Raw genomic sequence first — 14,878 nt, forward strand, 5'->3', positions numbered from 1 at the left:
TCCGTGTAGCTCGGCCGCTTAATGGAAGCTGAATGGTGATGCGGCCAGGACACAGGTCCCGGCAGGGTTAAAAAAATCCTCCGGGAGGGCCCGAAAGCTCTTGTGATCCAGATCAAATATGCTTATCTCCCGCTTGCCCAATTTCGCACGTGCCTGTGGTCGTGTGTCGGTTGGTGGGCATCCGGACAAGAGGCCGGACAGCCGCCCGAGAGCGCTCTAGCTCTCGATACCCCTAACCGGCAGCCGGAGGCGAAAACCGGCGTACTTCGCTCTCAGCGGGGGACGCGACTTAAAGCAACGACGAACGGGCTTTTTTGGTCTCGTTGACCCTCCAAAGGTCAACACCGAAGAGGCTTGTTTATCATTGCCAGGCGTGCGGATGGAGTATCCCCATCCAATCCAAGGCAGCATCGTCGGGTGAAGAGCCCATCGCGCTTGTCGTGTCTCCATCGCACGAAGCGGGATGCCATCTTCCCTCGCTGACGCCGGACGGCAGGAATTCCTGATCGTCTGAATTTCAATCCGGAGGCTTGAAGACCTCCATTGAACCTTTGGTGGGGAGAGCGCCATGACTCAGCGCATCCGTGAATTTCTGCGTAACCGACGTGAGGACGGCCCGTGCGTGGTTGTCGACCTCGAGGTCGTGCGCGACAACTACTCGAAGTTTGCCCGTGCGCTCCCCGACACGCGCGTGTTCTACGCCGTGAAGGCGAACCCGGAGCCGCAGGTGCTCAAGCTCCTGGCCGAGCTCGGCTCGTGCTTCGACACCGCGTCCGTGGTCGAGATCCAGCTTGCGCTGGATGCCGGCGCAACGCCCGATCGCATCTCGTTCGGCAACACGATCAAGAAGGAGCGCGACATCGTTCGTGCGCTCGAGCTTGGCGTGCGCCTCTATGCGGTCGACTGCGAGGTCGAGGTCGAGAAGATCGCCCGTGCGGCCGAGACGGCCGGCATCGAGGCCTCCGACGTGAAGGTGTTCTGCCGCATTCTGTGCGACGGCGCCGGCGCCGAGTGGCCGCTCTCCCGCAAGTTCGGCTGCGTGCCCGAGATGGCCGTGGACGTGCTGGAGCATGCCTATCGTCAGGGCCTTGAGGCTTACGGCGTGTCGTTCCACGTGGGCTCGCAGCAGCGCAACACCGAAGCCTGGGATCAGGCTCTCGGTTCCGCGTCCGCGATCTTCCGTGAATGCGCACACCGCGGCATCCACCTGTCGATGGTCAATCTCGGCGGCGGCTTCCCGACGAAGTACCTGAAGACGGTCCCGATGGTCGAAGCCTATGGCGAGTCGATCTTCCGGGCGCTGTCGAAGCACTTCGGCAACCGCATCCCGGAGACGATCATCGAGCCGGGCCGCGGCATGGTCGGCAATGCCGGCATGATCGAGGCCGAGGTCGTCCTGATCTCCAAGAAGAGCCAGGACGAGGACGAGGTGCGCTGGGTCTATCTCGACATCGGCAAGTTCGGCGGTCTCGCCGAGACGATGGACGAGTCGATCCGCTACCCGATCCTCAGCGAGCGCGACCACGACCGCAAGGTTCCGTGCGTGCTCGCCGGCCCGACCTGCGACTCGGCCGACGTTCTCTACGAGAAGGAGCCTTATCCGCTCCCCGTCTCGCTGGAGATCGGCGACAAGGTGCTGATCGAAGGCACGGGGGCCTACACGACCACCTACTCGGCGGTCGCGTTCAACGGCTTCCCGCCCCTGAAGTCCTACGTGATCTGATTCACGTTCCGCCTGCCTCGTTGAATGAGGCAGGCACCAACCTCACCCAATTTGTCCCGGACGGCCGGCGCGAGTTCGCGTCGGTGCGAGGGCTGTCGCTCACCCCATGCGTTCTGGGAGGCCACGGCCATGATCACGATCCGCGAAGAAGCCTTCCGCGATGTCGAGCCGCGCGAGGCGCTGCTCGACGCCTGCTTCGGACCCGCCCGGTTCCAGAAGACCTGCGAGCGCCTGCGCGAGGGCAGGATGCCGGCCGACGGACTGTCGCTGGTCATCGACCGCGATGACGAGGTCATCGGCACGGTGCGCCTGTGGCACGTCTCGGCCGGCCCGAACCGTCCGGCGCTCATGCTGGGCCCTATCGCCATCGACCCATCCGTGCAGAGCCTCGGCCTCGGCGGAAAGCTGATGCGCGAGGCGCTCAACCGCGCCGCCGGCCTCGGCCACGAGGCCGTGCTGCTGGTGGGCGATGCGCCCTATTACGAGCGCTTCGGCTTCTCGACGGAGAAGACCGGCTCCCTGTGGCTGCCGGGTCCTTACGAGCGAGGCCGCTTCCTCGCGCTGGAACTCGAAGAGGGTGCTCTCGATGGCGCGCGCGGTCTCGTGTCCGCGACCGGTCCGTTGGAGCAGAAGCCGGATCTCGGCGCCCTCGTGGCCGCCGCAGCGCAAGGCGCTTGGGCCGGTCTGCGCTCGGCCCACTGAGCATCGGGCCCAAAAGTGGATTTGCACTTTTGGGATCCATCCGATGCTCCACTTAGGAAGAGTGTATCGTTCGGAGCGGAAATCCGGATTCCACTTTTCCGCACGATGCGCTAACCGCTATCCTTCCGAGGGCCGCAACCGCGCGGCTCTCGGATTCGGCAGCGCAAAAGTGACGGCCGCCGCCGCCAGCATATAGACGACGAAGCCGAGGCAGATCGCCTCCAGGCTGATTCCGGCATCGAACAGCAAGCCGATGGCGCCGGGCGTTGCGGCCGAGGCCACCACCATGATGGCGCCCGCCAGCGCGCGAATCTTGCCCAGATGCGTGGTGCCGAACAGTTCGGCCAGAACGGCCGCGATCACCACGTTGGTGCAGCCCGAGGTGAGGCCGATCAGCCCGAAGAACACGAGCGGCAGGAACGGCGCGTCGAACAGGGCCAGCGTGAAGGACGCCGCAATCATGCCGGCCAGGTAGAAATGACTGAGCCGCACCGCTCCGAATCGATCCACGAAACTGCCCGCCGACATGGCAACGACCACGGAGACCAGTGCGAAAAGCGTGATGCTGCTTGCCAGCAGCTCCAGGGACCAGCCCTTCACCTCGGCAATGAAGCGCTGATGGAAGAAATAAGCCGTCATGATGGCCGGGTAGCCGATCATGGTGGGAACCAGCGCGAGAAAGCGCCAGTCGCGTAAGGTATCGATCCAGCGAGGTCCTGGACCGCTTGCGGCTTTTCTCCGTGCGGATCCCTCGAGGTCCGGGTCCTTGCGCCGGATCAGAAGCCCCAGCAGCCAGCCGAGGCCGAGAGCCACCGCGATGGCCAGCGCAGCGGTGCGCCAGGTGCCGGTCCAGCCGATGGCTGTGATCAGCGCGATGGCAATGGCTGGAAAGATCGCCTCGCCGGCCGGAAAGCCCAGAGCCGCGACGCCCAAAGCCCTCCCGCGCACGCCCTCGTCGAGGCGTGCGGTGCTCATCACGCCCGCATGGCTCAGCATGCCCTGGCCGAAGAGGCGCAGGGCGAACAGGCTCAGGCCCAGGGCGATCACGTTCGGCGCCAGCGACAGGCTGAGCGCCGCCGCGGCGAGACCGAGCATGGCCGTGGTGGCGTAAAGTCGGATGTCGACCCGGTCGATCACGCTGCCGACCCAGATCATCAGCAGGCCCGAGGACAGGGTCGCCAGGGAATAGATCGACCCGAAGGCGCCATGGGTCAGGCCGAAGGCGGCGCGGATATCGGGCCCCGACAGGGAGATGAAGAAGGTCTGGCCGAAGGAGGACAGGAAAGTCAGGGCAAAACCCAGGCCGATCACCCGCCCGTGGCGCATGAGGAGTTCGTGAAATGTCATCGGTCGTGGTCAGGTGGAGGGTCGAGGGGCTCTAACATGAAGCCCTGTTTCACAATGTCGAGCGCGAAAACGGCATGGCTGGCCTGTGTCGTCATCCGGCCGTTGCCATCCGCAGGGGAAAAAGTCATCCATTGCCCGGAAAGGCCCCCAGGCATTGACCCCAGGGGCTGCTCAATCCTAGATGCGCCCGAAATTCGACATCCAGCGTTGACTCCCTTCCATCGCTGCTTTCGCAAGGAGACAGATCTGATGACCACCTGGCCCGTTCATGGTCGCATCACCGGCCCGATCGTGATGATCGGCTTCGGCTCGATCGGCAAAGGCATGCTGCCCCTGATCGAGCGGCATTTCGAGTTCGACAAGAACCGGTTCACGGTCATCGATCCGGTCGACACTGACCGCTCCATGCTCGACGTGCGCGGCATCGACCTCGTTCACAAGGCTCTCACCCGCGACAACTACCGCGAGATCCTCACTCCCCTGCTGACGGAGGGCGGCGGACAGGGCTTCTGCGTGAACCTGTCGGTGGACACCTCCTCGCGGGACATCATGGAGCTGTGCCGGGAACTCGGCGCGCTCTACATCGACACGGTGGCCGAGCCATGGGCCGGCTTCTACTTCGACAAGGACGCAGGCCCTTCCGATCGCACCAACTACATGCTGCGCGAGAACATCCTCGATGCGCGCCGCCAGAACCCCGGCGGCCCCACGGCGGTGAATTGCTGCGGCGCCAATCCCGGGATGGTGTCGTGGTTCGTCAAGCAGGCGCTTCTCAACATCGCCAAGGACACCGGCATCGCGCACGACGAGCCGCAGTCCCGCGAGGATTGGGCGCGCCTCATGCAGCGCGTAGGCGTGAAAGGCATCCACATCGCCGAGCGCGACACCCAGCGCGCGGAGCATCCCAAGCCCATGGGCGTCTTCGTGAACACCTGGTCCGTGGAGGGCTTCGTGTCGGAAGGCATGCAGCCGGCGGAACTCGGCTGGGGCACGCATGAAACCTGGATGCCGGAGAACGGCCGCACGCACGACAAGGGCTGCGGCGCCGCGATCTACCTGCTCCAGCCCGGCGCCAACACCCGCGTCCGGTCCTGGTGCCCCACGCCCGGCCCGCAATACGGCTTCCTGGTCACGCACAACGAGGCGATCTCGATCGCGGATTACTTCACCGTCCGCGAGGGCGACAAGGTCGCCTACCGGCCGACCTGCCACTACGCCTATCACCCGGCCAACGACGCGGTGCTGTCGCTGCACGAGATGTTCGGCAATGCGGGAAAGGTGCAGGAGAAGCACCACATCCTCACCGAGGACGAGATCGTCGACGGCAAGGACGAACTCGGCGTGCTGCTCTACGGCCACGGCAAGAACGCCTATTGGTACGGCTCGCAACTCTCTATCGAGGAGACGCGCAAGCTCGCGCCCTACCAGAACGCCACCGGCCTGCAGGTGACCTCGGCGGTGCTCGCCGGCATGGTCTGGGCCTTGGAGAACCCGGATGCCGGCATCGTGGAGGCCGACGACATCGACTTCCGCCGCTGCCTCCAGGTGCAGACGCCCTATCTCGGCCCGGTTGTCGGTGTCTATACGGACTGGACGCCCCTCGACGACCGTCCCGGCTTCTTCCCGGAGGATATCGACACCTCCGATCCGTGGCAGTTCCGGAACATTCTGGTGCGGTAACGATCATTATCCTGGCCGACCTCAAGGGTCGGCCAGGATCGATACGGAACAGGCCCGCATGCCCCACTTCGACGAATTCTACGCCAACAAACTCCGCGGCGGTCTCGGCGTCACCGATGCCGACAGCGTGCTCGACCTGCGGGGCGCCTCCCGCGAGCAGGCCTCGGCTTCATTGCAGGATATGCTGGAGCGCAGCCGCTTTTCCCAGGCCAAAGCGGTCGCCATCCGGCTCGAACCGCCGCCGGAGGGCGGGGGCGAGACCCTGTTCCAGCCGGTCGGCAAGGCGTTGCTGGAGGCCAAGAAGCGCGGCTGGATCGACCGGCTGCAGACCCTGCCGGCGCAGGATGGACTGGGCTTTTATGTGGTGCTTGCCGGAAAGCCGGAGCTGGAGGCCTGAAAGCCTCAGGCCTGAACCGGCTTCGGATGCCGGCGCGGGCGCCGGAAGAGACTGCGCAGGAAGACCGACAGCAGAAGCAGGCCGCCCCAGACCGCGACGAAGCCGGCGGCTGCCGAGAGAACGCCTTCCTCCGTAACCGGCACGGCCGGCTCGAAGTCGCGCGACACGGCTTCCATGATGTCCGTATCCCCGTCACGCACCATCAGGGCGATGCGGGAGAAGGAGCCCGCCTCCAGCATCGCCGCGCGGTGCGCTTCCAAGCGGCCCAAGCGTTCGACATTGGCCTCCATGGCCGCGCCTTGGCGGCTGACGAAATCGTCGGTGTTGGAGCGCAGGCGCGCAATGGCGCTCTCCCGCGTCTCGCCGCTCACTTGAGCATCTGTGTCGAAGCGTGTGATCACCTGCCGCAGCTCGTCGACCGCGCCGCCCAGGCGCTGGCGATATTGCTGCGCGAATTCAGGCCCCTGCGAGGCAACGCCGCCGCCGAGGAGCCCGAGACCGAAGGCAATGATGCGGACGATCCGGGACAAGCTTGACCTCCTTACCCGTCAAGAGCGGCGAGGATATCTTGTTCCATCACCTCATCCAGGGGCTTGGCCACCTTGAGCGCCCTGGTCTTCCGGCCCGGCTCCATCACCAGAATGACCGTCTCGATGCCTGGGCAGCCAGGGTCATTGCAGGCGATCTCGTTGACCGCGTAGGCCGTCTCAGGCGAGGCCGCAATGACCGAGCGGGCGAGTTCCTTCACCCGCTCGACCGCCTGCTTGTCGGGCTTGGGCAAACCGAAGGTCCCCCGCATGAAGGCGCCGAAGAGAGCCACCGGCGACCTCATGCGGGCAGGGTCAGGATGCCGGCCTGACCGTCGTCGCAGCCGAAAGCCAAGCGTTTGCCGGGTTTGTCCCAGGCCATCGCCGTGATGCCGCTGCCCTTGATGGCCGGGCGCACCAGCAGCTCGGAGGCGTCGGTGAGGCGGATGAGCAGGATGCAGCCGTCCTCGTAGCCCACCGCGAGCACATAGGTGTTCGGGTGGAAGGCCACCCGGCTGACCTTGGCATGTCTGACGCCGCATTCCCGCGGGGCCTTGCCCATGGGGCCTTCCTTCGACTCGAAGGGCCAGATGATGGCGGCTTCGGCCCCGGAGGTGGCGAGCCACTTGCCGTCGCCCGACCAGGAGAAGGAGCGCGTCTTCGACGGATAGCCGCTCATGCGCATGTGCCCCTTGTCTGGGATGAGCCGCCATCCGTGAAGGGCGTTCTCCTGCATGGACGTCACCACGAAGCGGGCATCCGGCGACCAGGTGACGTCGATATGCGAGCCTTTCCATTCGAGGCCCTCGGGCTTGGCCTCCACGTTGGGGAACCAGAGCGTGGCGCCGTTGTAATGGGAGATCGCCAGACGATAGCCCTTGGGCGCGAAGGCGAGGCCGCGGGCTGTGGAGGGAACCTCAAGGGTCTTCGCACGCCCCTTGTCGTCGTGGGCGATGACGCGCTTGCCCGCCGCATAGGCGAAGGCACCGCCCGCATTGACCGCGAGCGCGTCGATCCAGGCGCCCTTGGCTTCGGCGAGCGTCCTGGTGGAGCCGTCAGCGCCCGTGACGGCGACGCGGCCGTCGTCACCGCCGGTGACGAAGCGCTCGCCGTCGCTCGCCGCCGCCAGAACGCCCGCATCCGGATGGGCCTCGACCCGGTGGGTCTCGCCGTCTTTTGCCAGCACGACGCCGCCGTCGCCGAGGCCAAAGGCCACCGTGGCTTTCAGCCAGCCTATGCCCGTCACATGAGATCCCACGGTCAGGGGCGTCACGCTTTGGGTCAGAGACGGGGCGGTTCCTGCGGTCATCGAGCAATTCCTTCAGATGGGATGCCCATAGCACAAAACTGCAAAACCGGGGCAAGCCGTCACGGGGCTAGGGTGTGTGCCGGCCAGATGTCCGGAAGAGCTAAGACCTTTGCGCCTTAGACCTGCCGGGACACCGCACCGATGATGCGCGTTCTCGAATCAGGAGCGACATAATGCGGATCTTGCCTCTGATCACCCTTGCCATCGCGATCGCCATGCCGATGGGCCTTGCAGCCCAGGAGCAGCGCGGCGTCACCTCGACGAGGGAGGCCGTGAAGGCCGCCTGCCAGAGGGACGCCCGCCTGATCTACCGGACAGGCGGCAGGACGCTGCCTGAAGTCCGCGCGCAGATGATCGCCGCGCGCAGAGCTTATGTCAGGGACTGCCTGGCGAAGGGGGTTGCGGCCGCCGGCTGAGCCGCAAACCCTCCTGACCTTTTCTGATCCTCTTATGCCGCGCAGGCGAGAAAGCCTTCGCGGATCGCCTTCTCGTTCAGGTCGCGGCCGATGAACACGACCTTGGAGGTGTGCTTCTCGCCCGGTTTCCACTCGCCCTGCACGTCCCCGTCCAGGATCATGTGAACGCCCTGGAACACGAAGCGCTTCGGCTCGTTCGGGAACGCCACGATCCCCTTGCAGCGCAGGATGTTCGGCCCCTCTACCTGGGTGAGGTTCGAGATCCACGGCATGAACTTCTCCGGATCGACCTCGCCATCGTGGTGCACGGCGACGGACTGCATCTCCTCGTCGTGATGATGGTGATGACCTTCCTCCAGGAAGTTCGGCTCCAGCTCGATGATGCGGTCGAGATCGAAGGCCTTGCGGTCGAGCACCTCGGCGATGGGAATCGCCGCGTTCTGCGTGCGATGGAGCTTGGCATAGGGGTTGATGGCGCGGATGCGGGCCTCGACCTCCGCAAGCTCCTGCTCGTTCACGAGATCGATCTTGTTGAGGATGATCACGTCGGCGAAGGCGATCTGGTTCTTGGCCTCGGGCGCATCTTTCAGCCGGTCGGAGAGCCACTTGGCGTCGGCCACCGTCACCACCGCGTCGAGGCGGGCGGTGTCGGACACGTCCTGGTCCATGAAGAAGGTCTGAGCCACGGGAGCCGGATCAGCCAGGCCCGTGGTCTCGACGATGATGGCGTCGAACTTTCCTTTTCGCTTCATCAGCCCGTCGAGGATGCGGATCAGGTCGCCGCGCACGGTGCAGCAGATGCAGCCGTTGTTCATCTCGAACACTTCCTCGTCGGCGCCGACGACAAGCTCGTTGTCGATGCCGATCTCGCCGAACTCGTTGACGATCACGGCATATTTCTTGCCGTGCTGCTCGGTGAGGATGCGGTTGAGAAGGGTCGTCTTGCCGGCGCCGAGATAGCCTGTGAGGACAGTGACGGGGATCTTGTCGGTCATCGCGTTCATCCGCAACGTTCATCCTTCCCTTGAGGGGGAGGATCGGCCGAACAGGCCGAGGTGGGGTGGAAACACCATACTGAGTGAGGTCGCGCTGCCACCCCACCCCGGAGCGCTTGCGCGCTCCGACCCTCCCCCTCGCAGGGGAGGGTATTCTCAGCTCGACAGTGCCGCGCTGAAGGCCCTTATATTGTGTCTCATCATGTCAATGTAAGTGCCGGCGGGGCCGCCGGCCTCCGAGAGGGCGTCGGAATAGACCTGGGAGCCGACCTTGGCGCCGGTCTCCTTGGCGATGCGCTCCATGAGGCGGGCGTCGGAGACGTTCTCCACGAAGACAGCGGCGATCTTCTCGCGCTTGATCTGCTGGATGATCCGGGCCACGTCCTTGGCCGAGGCCTCGGACTCGGTGGAGACGCCCTGGGGCGACACGAAGTCGATGCCGTAAGCATTCTCGAAATAGCGGAAGGCGTCGTGGGACGTGATGATCCTGCGGCGGTTGGCGGGAATGCTCGCCACGAGGCTCTTCACTTCCGCCTCAAGCTCGTCGAGCTGCTTGAGATAAGCGCTCGCATTCGCCTCATAGGTGTCCTTGCCGGCCGCATCGGCGGCGATCAGGGCATCGCGGATATTGGCCACATAGGTCTTGGCATTGCCGATGCTCTGCCAGGCGTGCGGGTCGGATCCGCCATGACCGTGGTCATGCCCGTGACCATGGCCGTCATCCTCGCCCTTCAGCGGCTTCACGCCCTTGGCGGCCTCGACCTTCGCGGCCTTGGTGCCCGAGGACTTCACGAGCCGGTCGATCCAGCCTTCGAACTTCAGCCCGTTGGTGAAGACGATCTTCGCTTCCGTCAGGCGCCGTCCATCCGCCGGCGTCGGCGAATACACGTGGGCGTCGCCGTTCGGGCCGACGAGGGTTGTCACCTCGACCCTCTCGCCGCCGACATTGCGCACCAGGTCGCCGAGGATCGAGAACGTCGCCACGACCTTCAGCTTCTCGGTCGTTTGAGCGCCTGCGGGAAACATGGACGCGGCAAGGGTGAGGCATCCTGCCAGCACGGACACGGCAGATCTTCTCGTCAGCATGGGTCGATCCTTTTGAAGGGTCAGGCTTCCAGATGCCGGCCGGGCCAAGCAAGCCACAGCAGGCCGCCCTCGCGCCCCAGCACGAGGGAAATGACGTAGACGGCGCCGGCCGACAGGATGATCGCCGGTCCCGCGGGCAGTTCCGCATGGAAGGAGAGCAGCAGGCCGCTGATCCCTGAGACGATGCCGACGAGGACGGAGACAAGCATCATCATGGTGATGTCGCTGGTCCAGAAGCGCGAGGCGGCGGCCGGCAGCATCATCATGCCCACCGCCAGAAGGGTTCCGAGCGCATGGAAACCGCCGACGAGGTTCAGGACGACCAGGCCGAGAAAGATCAGGTGCGTCGGCGTGCCAGAGCGGCTCACGGAGCGCAGGAAGATCGGGTCCACGCATTCGAGCACGAGCGGGCGGTAGAGCACGGCCAGCGCAACCACGGTGATGGTCGAGATGGAGGCGAGCAGCAGGAGGGTGCCGTCGTCCAGCGCCAGCACGGTGCCGAACAGCACGTGCAGCAGGTCCACGTTCGAGCCGCGCAGCGACACGATGGTGACGCCGAGCGCCAGGGACAGGAGATAGAAGGCTGCGAGCGACGCATCCTCCTTGAGCGCGGTGAAGCGCGAGACCAGGCCCGCCGCCACGGCCACGATCACGCCGGCGAACAATCCGCCGACGGTCATGGCCGGCAGGGAGAGGCCGGCCAGCAGATAGCCGACGGCCGCGCCCGGCAGGATGGCGTGGGCCATGGCGTCGCCGGTGAGGCTCATGCGCCGCAGCATCAGGAAGACCCCGACGGGGCCGCCGCCGAGGGCGATGGCGATCACGCCCACCAGGGCGCGCTGCATGAATTCGAATTCGGCCAAGGGCGCGTAGAACAGATCGACCATGAGAGGCGGCTCTTACGCGGCGCCGCGGTGGCACACGTCCGCATGGGGATCGTATGCCTCGACCATGCGCCGGGCCTTCAGGAGGTTCTCCGGGCTCAGAACCTCGCCGGTCTCGCCCCAGGCCACCGGCTCGCGGGCGATGAGCAGGGTCTGCGGAAAGGTGCGCCGGACCATGTCGAGATCGTGCAGCACGGCCACGACGGTGCGGGATTCATCATGCCAGCGGCGGACGAGATCGAGCAGGTCGGCGGTGGTCTTGGCGTCGATGGCCGTGAAAGGCTCGTCCAGCAGGATCACGGGAGCATCCTGCAGGAGGAGGCGGGCAAAGAGCGCCCGCTGCATCTGCCCGCCGGAAAGGGTCGAGATCGGCCGCCGCTCGAAGCCGATCAGGCCCACGGCCGCCAGCGCCTCCTCGATTTTGATATGGTCGCGGCGTGCGATGCCGCCGAACAGGCCTGAGCGGGACCAGAGGCCCATGGCGACCAGGTCGTAGACCGAGAGCGGGAAGGTGCGGTCGATCTCGGCCGCCTGGGGGAGATAGGCGATGCCTGAGCCGGGGCCCTTGAGGCGGATATGGCCTTCGAGAGGCTTCAGCGTCCCGACGATGCCCTTGAGCAGGGTGGACTTGCCGGCCCCGTTGGGACCGACCACGGCGATCAGGCTGCCGGCCGGGATCTCCCCGTCGAGGTGATGAACGGCGGGCCTGCGGCCATAGCCCAAGGTGACTTCATCGAAACGGACGGCGGCGGTTGCTGAGGACATGCGCTACCCCATCACGCCGAGAACCATCCCCCACAGGCCTGCCAGAAGGACGGCAGACCCGGCCAGGCGCTGCCCGACCGAGAGACGCAGGAGCGAGAAGGTCGGCGCGGCGGCCGTCGCTCGATGCGCATGGGTATGATGGTGATGGCCATGTGACATGGCCTCCTACATAAACCCATCTGCGTGTGATTTCCAGGGGCGTATAGTATTTTATACGCCCCCTTCAACAACATGGTTTTGAAGGGTTAATTTCAGAACGTAGGATGGTACTGGTAGAGCCAGGTCTCGCTCAGAACCTCGTTCCCGCTGCGCAGGTAGCAGCGCATCTCCACGGGCTCGGTTCCGGTCACGGTGAGGTCGAACTGGGTGCGCCAGTGGCCCGGCACGTTGTTGGGGACCGCCTCGGTGAGGATGTTCGAGAACTCGCCGCGGGAGGCGGTGAGCACGGGCTTGGGGATCACGCCGCTCGGCAGCAGGGTCAGGGGGCGGCCGATGAACTCCACCATGAACTTGCGCACGCCCTTGGGCCGGTTGGTGCCCGCCTGCCCGCCATTGCCGAGCCGGGTGGCGATCACGCGGGCGAGGGGCGTCGGGTAAGGCTCGTCCGCCGACCAGTGCATGCGGTAGCGCATCTCGAGCGCCTGACCGGCGCGGACCGGCTCCGCCGGCACCCACATGGCCACGATATTGTCGTGGATCTCGTCATCCGTCGGGATCTCCACGAGCTGGATGGAACCCCGGCCCCAGGCGCCCTGCGGCTCGATCCAGAGGCAGGGGCGCCGGTCGTAATAGACGCCGTCCAGGTAATGGTCGAAGTTCCGGTCGCGCTGAAGCAGGCCGAAGCCCCTCGGGTTCTCGTCGGCGAAGGCCGAGGTGATGATGTGCGGCGGGTTGTTGAGGGGACGCCAGATGCGCTCGCCGGCGCCGGTCCACAGGGCGAGGCCGTCCGAATCGTGGATTTCGGGACGCCAGTCGATGGCAGTGGTCTTGGCCTTCTCCGAATACCAGTACATCGACGTCAGGGGGGCCACCCCCAGGCGGCTCACGTCCTGGCGCATGTAGACGGCGCTGTCGATGTCCATGATGATCGCGGCGGCCCGCTGCATGACGAAGCGGTAGGCGCCGGCCACACTGGGGCCGTCGAGCAGGGCATAGACCGTCACCGTGTTCGAGCCCGGCTGCGGGGTCTCGAAATAGACATGGGTGAAGTCGGGGAACTCCTCGTTCTTGCCGAACACGGCCACATCGACCGCCAATCCGCGGGCGGAGAGGCCGTACTGGTAGAGCTCGCCGATGGCCCGGAAGTAGGAGGCGCCCAGGAAGGCCACCCAGTCGTTCTTCTTCCAGTCGAGCTTGCCGGTGCGGGCCTCCTGGAAGCGGAAGCCGGCGAAACCGGAATTGTCGGGGAGCTTCCGGGCCGGAGAATACGCCGGCATGTCGAAATAGTCGCTGTCGTAGACGATCTCGCGGGCTTGGCCTGCCTCGACCACATGCATGCGCACCGGCTTCTGGAAGAAGCGGCCCATGTGGAAGAAGGTGACCGGGAACTCGCTGGGGCCGTTGGCCCAGAGCGCCAGGTCCGTCTTGAACCGGATCTTGCCGTGGGCATCGTAATCGATCTGCTGGAGCACCTCGGGCGAAGGGCTCGGCGGCGCCACATAGGGGGAGCGCGCCATCTCCTGCGCCCGCTTCTTCAGCTCCTCGAAGGAGAACGGCGAGGGGGCTCCCATCTTCAGGCCTTGCTGCGCCAGGGCGGGGGCGGAAAAGCCTTGGACGGCCAGGGCGGCCGTGGCGGTTGCGGTCTGGAGGAACTGGCGGCGATTGATCATGGATGAACGCATGGATTCTGTGGAGGGACGCACCCCTACCGACCAAGGTGGCAGGATTAAGTCTCTCTTAGCCTCTTGAGAAATTCTCGTCAGCGGCCAAAGTACCCCCGCACACAGGCGTGGTGAATGCCGTGCCGTAAATTAGGGAGTACGCTATGCATCGAAAAGTCATGCGCCGCCTCATCGGGGCTGCGGCCGCCATCGCGATGGCCGGAGCCAGCATCCCGGCCCAGGCCCAGGATTTCATCAATATCCTGACCGGTGGCACCTCCGGCGTCTATTATCCCCTCGGTGTGGCCATCTCCAAGGTCTATACGGACAAGATCCAGGGCAGCCGTCCGTCTGTCCAGGCCACGAAGGCCTCGGTCGAGAACCTCAACCTGCTGCAGCAGGGCAAGGGCGAGCTCGGCTTCACCCTCGGCGACAGCCTGGCTCTCGCCTGGAAGGGCGACGAGGAGGCCGGCTTCAAGTCGAAGCTGGACAAGCTGCGCGGCGTCACGGCCATCTATCCCAACCACATCCAGATCGTGGCCACGAAGGATTCCGGCATCAAGACGCTGGCCGATCTCAAGGGCAAGCGGGTCTCGGTCGGAGCGCCCAAGTCCGGCACTGAGCTCAATGCCCGCGCGATCCTCGAAGCCGCCGGCCTGTCCTACAAGGATCTCGGCAAGGTCGAGTATCTGCCCTTCGGCGAGTCCGTCGAGCTGATGAAGAACCGCCAGCTCGATGCCACCCTGCAATCGGCCGGCCTCGGCGTGTCCTCGATCCGCGACCTCGCCACCTCCGTGCCGATCACCGTGGTGGAAATTCCCACCTCGGTCGTCGAGAAGGTCGGCTCGCCTTACGTGAAGTCCACGATTCCGGCCGGCACCTATGATGGCCAGACCGCGGACGTGCCGACCGCGGCGGTCGTGAACTATCTCGTCACGCATTCCGGCGTGAGCGACGACACCGTCTACAAGATGACCAAGTCCCTCTACGAGAGCCTGCCCGAGCTGGTCGCGGCCCATTCGGCGGCCAAGGACATCAAGCTGGATCAGGCCCTGTCGGGCATGCCGGTGCCGGTGCATCCGGGAGCGCAGCGCTACTTCGACGAGAAGGGCGTGAAGAAGCAGGGCTCGTAAGCCTTAATCCATTTGACAAAAAGGCCGGGGCAGGTGAACTGCTCCGGCCTTTTTCATGTAAGCCGGCAACGACGCTCGAGGGAGACAGCGCACC

General features: G+C 65.3%; 16 protein-coding genes. 6 read left to right on the forward strand and 10 right to left on the reverse strand.

What is annotated here, in order from left to right; translation table 11 throughout:
- Positions 1 to 568: 568 nt before the first annotated feature.
- Together JAO75_RS13635 and JAO75_RS13640 are read left to right on the forward strand one after the other, a co-directional pair.
- Positions 569 to 1,723, forward strand: coding sequence for a type III PLP-dependent enzyme (locus tag JAO75_RS13635; protein WP_190846183.1), 1,155 nt, complete (start codon positions 569 to 571; stop codon positions 1,721 to 1,723).
- 129 nt (positions 1,724 to 1,852) lie between these two features.
- Positions 1,853 to 2,425 (forward strand): GNAT family N-acetyltransferase, encoded by a 573-nt coding sequence (locus tag JAO75_RS13640; RefSeq protein WP_199049695.1) that lies wholly within the window; start codon positions 1,853 to 1,855, stop codon positions 2,423 to 2,425.
- A 117-nt stretch (positions 2,426 to 2,542) separates the two neighbouring features.
- On the opposite strand, the gene JAO75_RS13645 is transcribed toward JAO75_RS13640, so the two are convergent.
- Positions 2,543 to 3,772, reverse strand: coding sequence for an MFS transporter (locus JAO75_RS13645; RefSeq protein ID WP_199049696.1), 1,230 nt, complete (start codon positions 3,770 to 3,772; stop codon positions 2,543 to 2,545).
- A gap of 249 nt (positions 3,773 to 4,021) precedes the next feature.
- Between JAO75_RS13645 and JAO75_RS13650 the strand changes: the two genes are divergently transcribed.
- Positions 4,022 to 5,452 (forward strand): homospermidine synthase, encoded by a 1,431-nt coding sequence (locus tag JAO75_RS13650; RefSeq protein ID WP_199049697.1) that lies wholly within the window; start codon positions 4,022 to 4,024, stop codon positions 5,450 to 5,452.
- A 58-nt stretch (positions 5,453 to 5,510) separates the two neighbouring features.
- Positions 5,511 to 5,849: a hypothetical protein gene (locus tag JAO75_RS13655; RefSeq protein WP_199049698.1), complete on the forward strand. Its 339-nt coding sequence runs from the start codon at positions 5,511 to 5,513 to the stop codon at positions 5,847 to 5,849.
- Between the two features lie 5 nt (positions 5,850 to 5,854).
- Here the strand turns inward: JAO75_RS13655 and JAO75_RS13660 are convergent, their stop codons facing one another.
- Genes JAO75_RS13660 through JAO75_RS13670 form a run of 3 tightly spaced genes read right to left on the reverse strand, consistent with a single transcriptional unit; the run spans position 5,855 to position 7,685 of the window.
- Positions 5,855 to 6,379, reverse strand: a complete 525-nt coding sequence (locus JAO75_RS13660) for a DUF2937 family protein (protein ID WP_199049699.1) — start codon at positions 6,377 to 6,379, stop codon at positions 5,855 to 5,857.
- A gap of 11 nt (positions 6,380 to 6,390) precedes the next feature.
- On the reverse strand, positions 6,391 to 6,669 hold the full coding sequence (locus tag JAO75_RS13665; protein ID WP_199049700.1) for a hypothetical protein: 279 nt from the start codon (positions 6,667 to 6,669) through the stop codon (positions 6,391 to 6,393).
- An 8-nt stretch (positions 6,670 to 6,677) separates the two neighbouring features.
- Positions 6,678 to 7,685, reverse strand: a complete 1,008-nt coding sequence (locus JAO75_RS13670; protein WP_199049701.1) for a WD40 repeat domain-containing protein — start codon at positions 7,683 to 7,685, stop codon at positions 6,678 to 6,680.
- Between the two features lie 173 nt (positions 7,686 to 7,858).
- On the opposite strand from JAO75_RS13670, the gene JAO75_RS13675 reads away from it, so the two are divergent.
- Positions 7,859 to 8,101, forward strand: coding sequence for a hypothetical protein (locus JAO75_RS13675; protein ID WP_199049702.1), 243 nt, complete (start codon positions 7,859 to 7,861; stop codon positions 8,099 to 8,101).
- Between the two features lie 32 nt (positions 8,102 to 8,133).
- Here the strand turns inward: JAO75_RS13675 and JAO75_RS13680 are convergent, their stop codons facing one another.
- The 6 genes from JAO75_RS13680 to JAO75_RS13705 form a co-directional block, all read right to left on the reverse strand.
- Positions 8,134 to 9,096, reverse strand: a complete 963-nt coding sequence (locus tag JAO75_RS13680; protein ID WP_199049703.1) for a CobW family GTP-binding protein — start codon at positions 9,094 to 9,096, stop codon at positions 8,134 to 8,136.
- A gap of 156 nt (positions 9,097 to 9,252) precedes the next feature.
- On the reverse strand, positions 9,253 to 10,182 hold the full coding sequence (locus tag JAO75_RS13685; RefSeq protein WP_199049704.1) for a metal ABC transporter substrate-binding protein: 930 nt from the start codon (positions 10,180 to 10,182) through the stop codon (positions 9,253 to 9,255).
- Between the two features lie 20 nt (positions 10,183 to 10,202).
- Positions 10,203 to 11,069, reverse strand: a complete 867-nt coding sequence (locus tag JAO75_RS13690; RefSeq protein ID WP_199049705.1) for a metal ABC transporter permease — start codon at positions 11,067 to 11,069, stop codon at positions 10,203 to 10,205.
- 12 nt (positions 11,070 to 11,081) lie between these two features.
- Positions 11,082 to 11,831, reverse strand: coding sequence for a zinc ABC transporter ATP-binding protein AztA (gene aztA, locus JAO75_RS13695; RefSeq protein WP_199049706.1), 750 nt, complete (start codon positions 11,829 to 11,831; stop codon positions 11,082 to 11,084).
- Positions 11,832 to 11,834: 3 nt separating this feature from the next.
- A complete protein-coding gene (locus JAO75_RS13700) occupies positions 11,835 to 11,990 on the reverse strand; it encodes a hypothetical protein (protein ID WP_199049707.1) in 156 nt (51 codons plus the stop codon).
- Positions 11,991 to 12,082: 92 nt separating this feature from the next.
- Entirely contained in the window at positions 12,083 to 13,660 is a 1,578-nt protein-coding gene (locus JAO75_RS13705; RefSeq protein ID WP_199049708.1) for an OpgD/OpgG family glucan biosynthesis protein, read from the reverse strand.
- Between the two features lie 155 nt (positions 13,661 to 13,815).
- Between JAO75_RS13705 and JAO75_RS13710 the strand changes: the two genes are divergently transcribed.
- The gene (locus tag JAO75_RS13710) at positions 13,816 to 14,784 is read left to right on the forward strand and encodes a TAXI family TRAP transporter solute-binding subunit (protein ID WP_199049709.1); all 969 of its coding nucleotides are present in this window, start codon (positions 13,816 to 13,818) and stop codon (positions 14,782 to 14,784) included.
- Positions 14,785 to 14,878: the final 94 nt, after the last annotated feature.

This window comes from Microvirga splendida (assembly GCF_016427565.1).
Classification (GTDB): domain Bacteria; phylum Pseudomonadota; class Alphaproteobacteria; order Rhizobiales; family Beijerinckiaceae; genus Microvirga; species Microvirga splendida.

Excerpts from the sequence above, each read along its gene's own strand:
- JAO75_RS13690 (WP_199049705.1), bottom strand. The coding sequence starts at position 11,069 with ATGGTCGATCTGTTCTACGCGCCCTTGGCCGAATTCGAATTCATGCAG.
- JAO75_RS13645 (WP_199049696.1), bottom strand. The coding sequence starts at position 3,772 with ATGACATTTCACGAACTCCTCATGCGCCACGGGCGGGTGATCGGCCTG.
- JAO75_RS13710 (WP_199049709.1), top strand. The coding sequence starts at position 13,816 with ATGCATCGAAAAGTCATGCGCCGCCTCATCGGGGCTGCGGCCGCCATC.
- JAO75_RS13670 (WP_199049701.1), bottom strand. The coding sequence starts at position 7,685 with ATGACCGCAGGAACCGCCCCGTCTCTGACCCAAAGCGTGACGCCCCTG.
- JAO75_RS13640 (WP_199049695.1), top strand. The coding sequence starts at position 1,853 with ATGATCACGATCCGCGAAGAAGCCTTCCGCGATGTCGAGCCGCGCGAG.
- aztA (WP_199049706.1), bottom strand. The coding sequence starts at position 11,831 with ATGTCCTCAGCAACCGCCGCCGTCCGTTTCGATGAAGTCACCTTGGGC.
- JAO75_RS13635 (WP_190846183.1), top strand. The coding sequence starts at position 569 with ATGACTCAGCGCATCCGTGAATTTCTGCGTAACCGACGTGAGGACGGC.
- JAO75_RS13705 (WP_199049708.1), bottom strand. The coding sequence starts at position 13,660 with ATGATCAATCGCCGCCAGTTCCTCCAGACCGCAACCGCCACGGCCGCC.
- JAO75_RS13700 (WP_199049707.1), bottom strand. The coding sequence starts at position 11,990 with ATGTCACATGGCCATCACCATCATACCCATGCGCATCGAGCGACGGCC.
- JAO75_RS13650 (WP_199049697.1), top strand. The coding sequence starts at position 4,022 with ATGACCACCTGGCCCGTTCATGGTCGCATCACCGGCCCGATCGTGATG.
- JAO75_RS13685 (WP_199049704.1), bottom strand. The coding sequence starts at position 10,182 with ATGCTGACGAGAAGATCTGCCGTGTCCGTGCTGGCAGGATGCCTCACC.
- JAO75_RS13680 (WP_199049703.1), bottom strand. The coding sequence starts at position 9,096 with ATGACCGACAAGATCCCCGTCACTGTCCTCACAGGCTATCTCGGCGCC.
- JAO75_RS13675 (WP_199049702.1), top strand. The coding sequence starts at position 7,859 with ATGCGGATCTTGCCTCTGATCACCCTTGCCATCGCGATCGCCATGCCG.
- JAO75_RS13655 (WP_199049698.1), top strand. The coding sequence starts at position 5,511 with ATGCCCCACTTCGACGAATTCTACGCCAACAAACTCCGCGGCGGTCTC.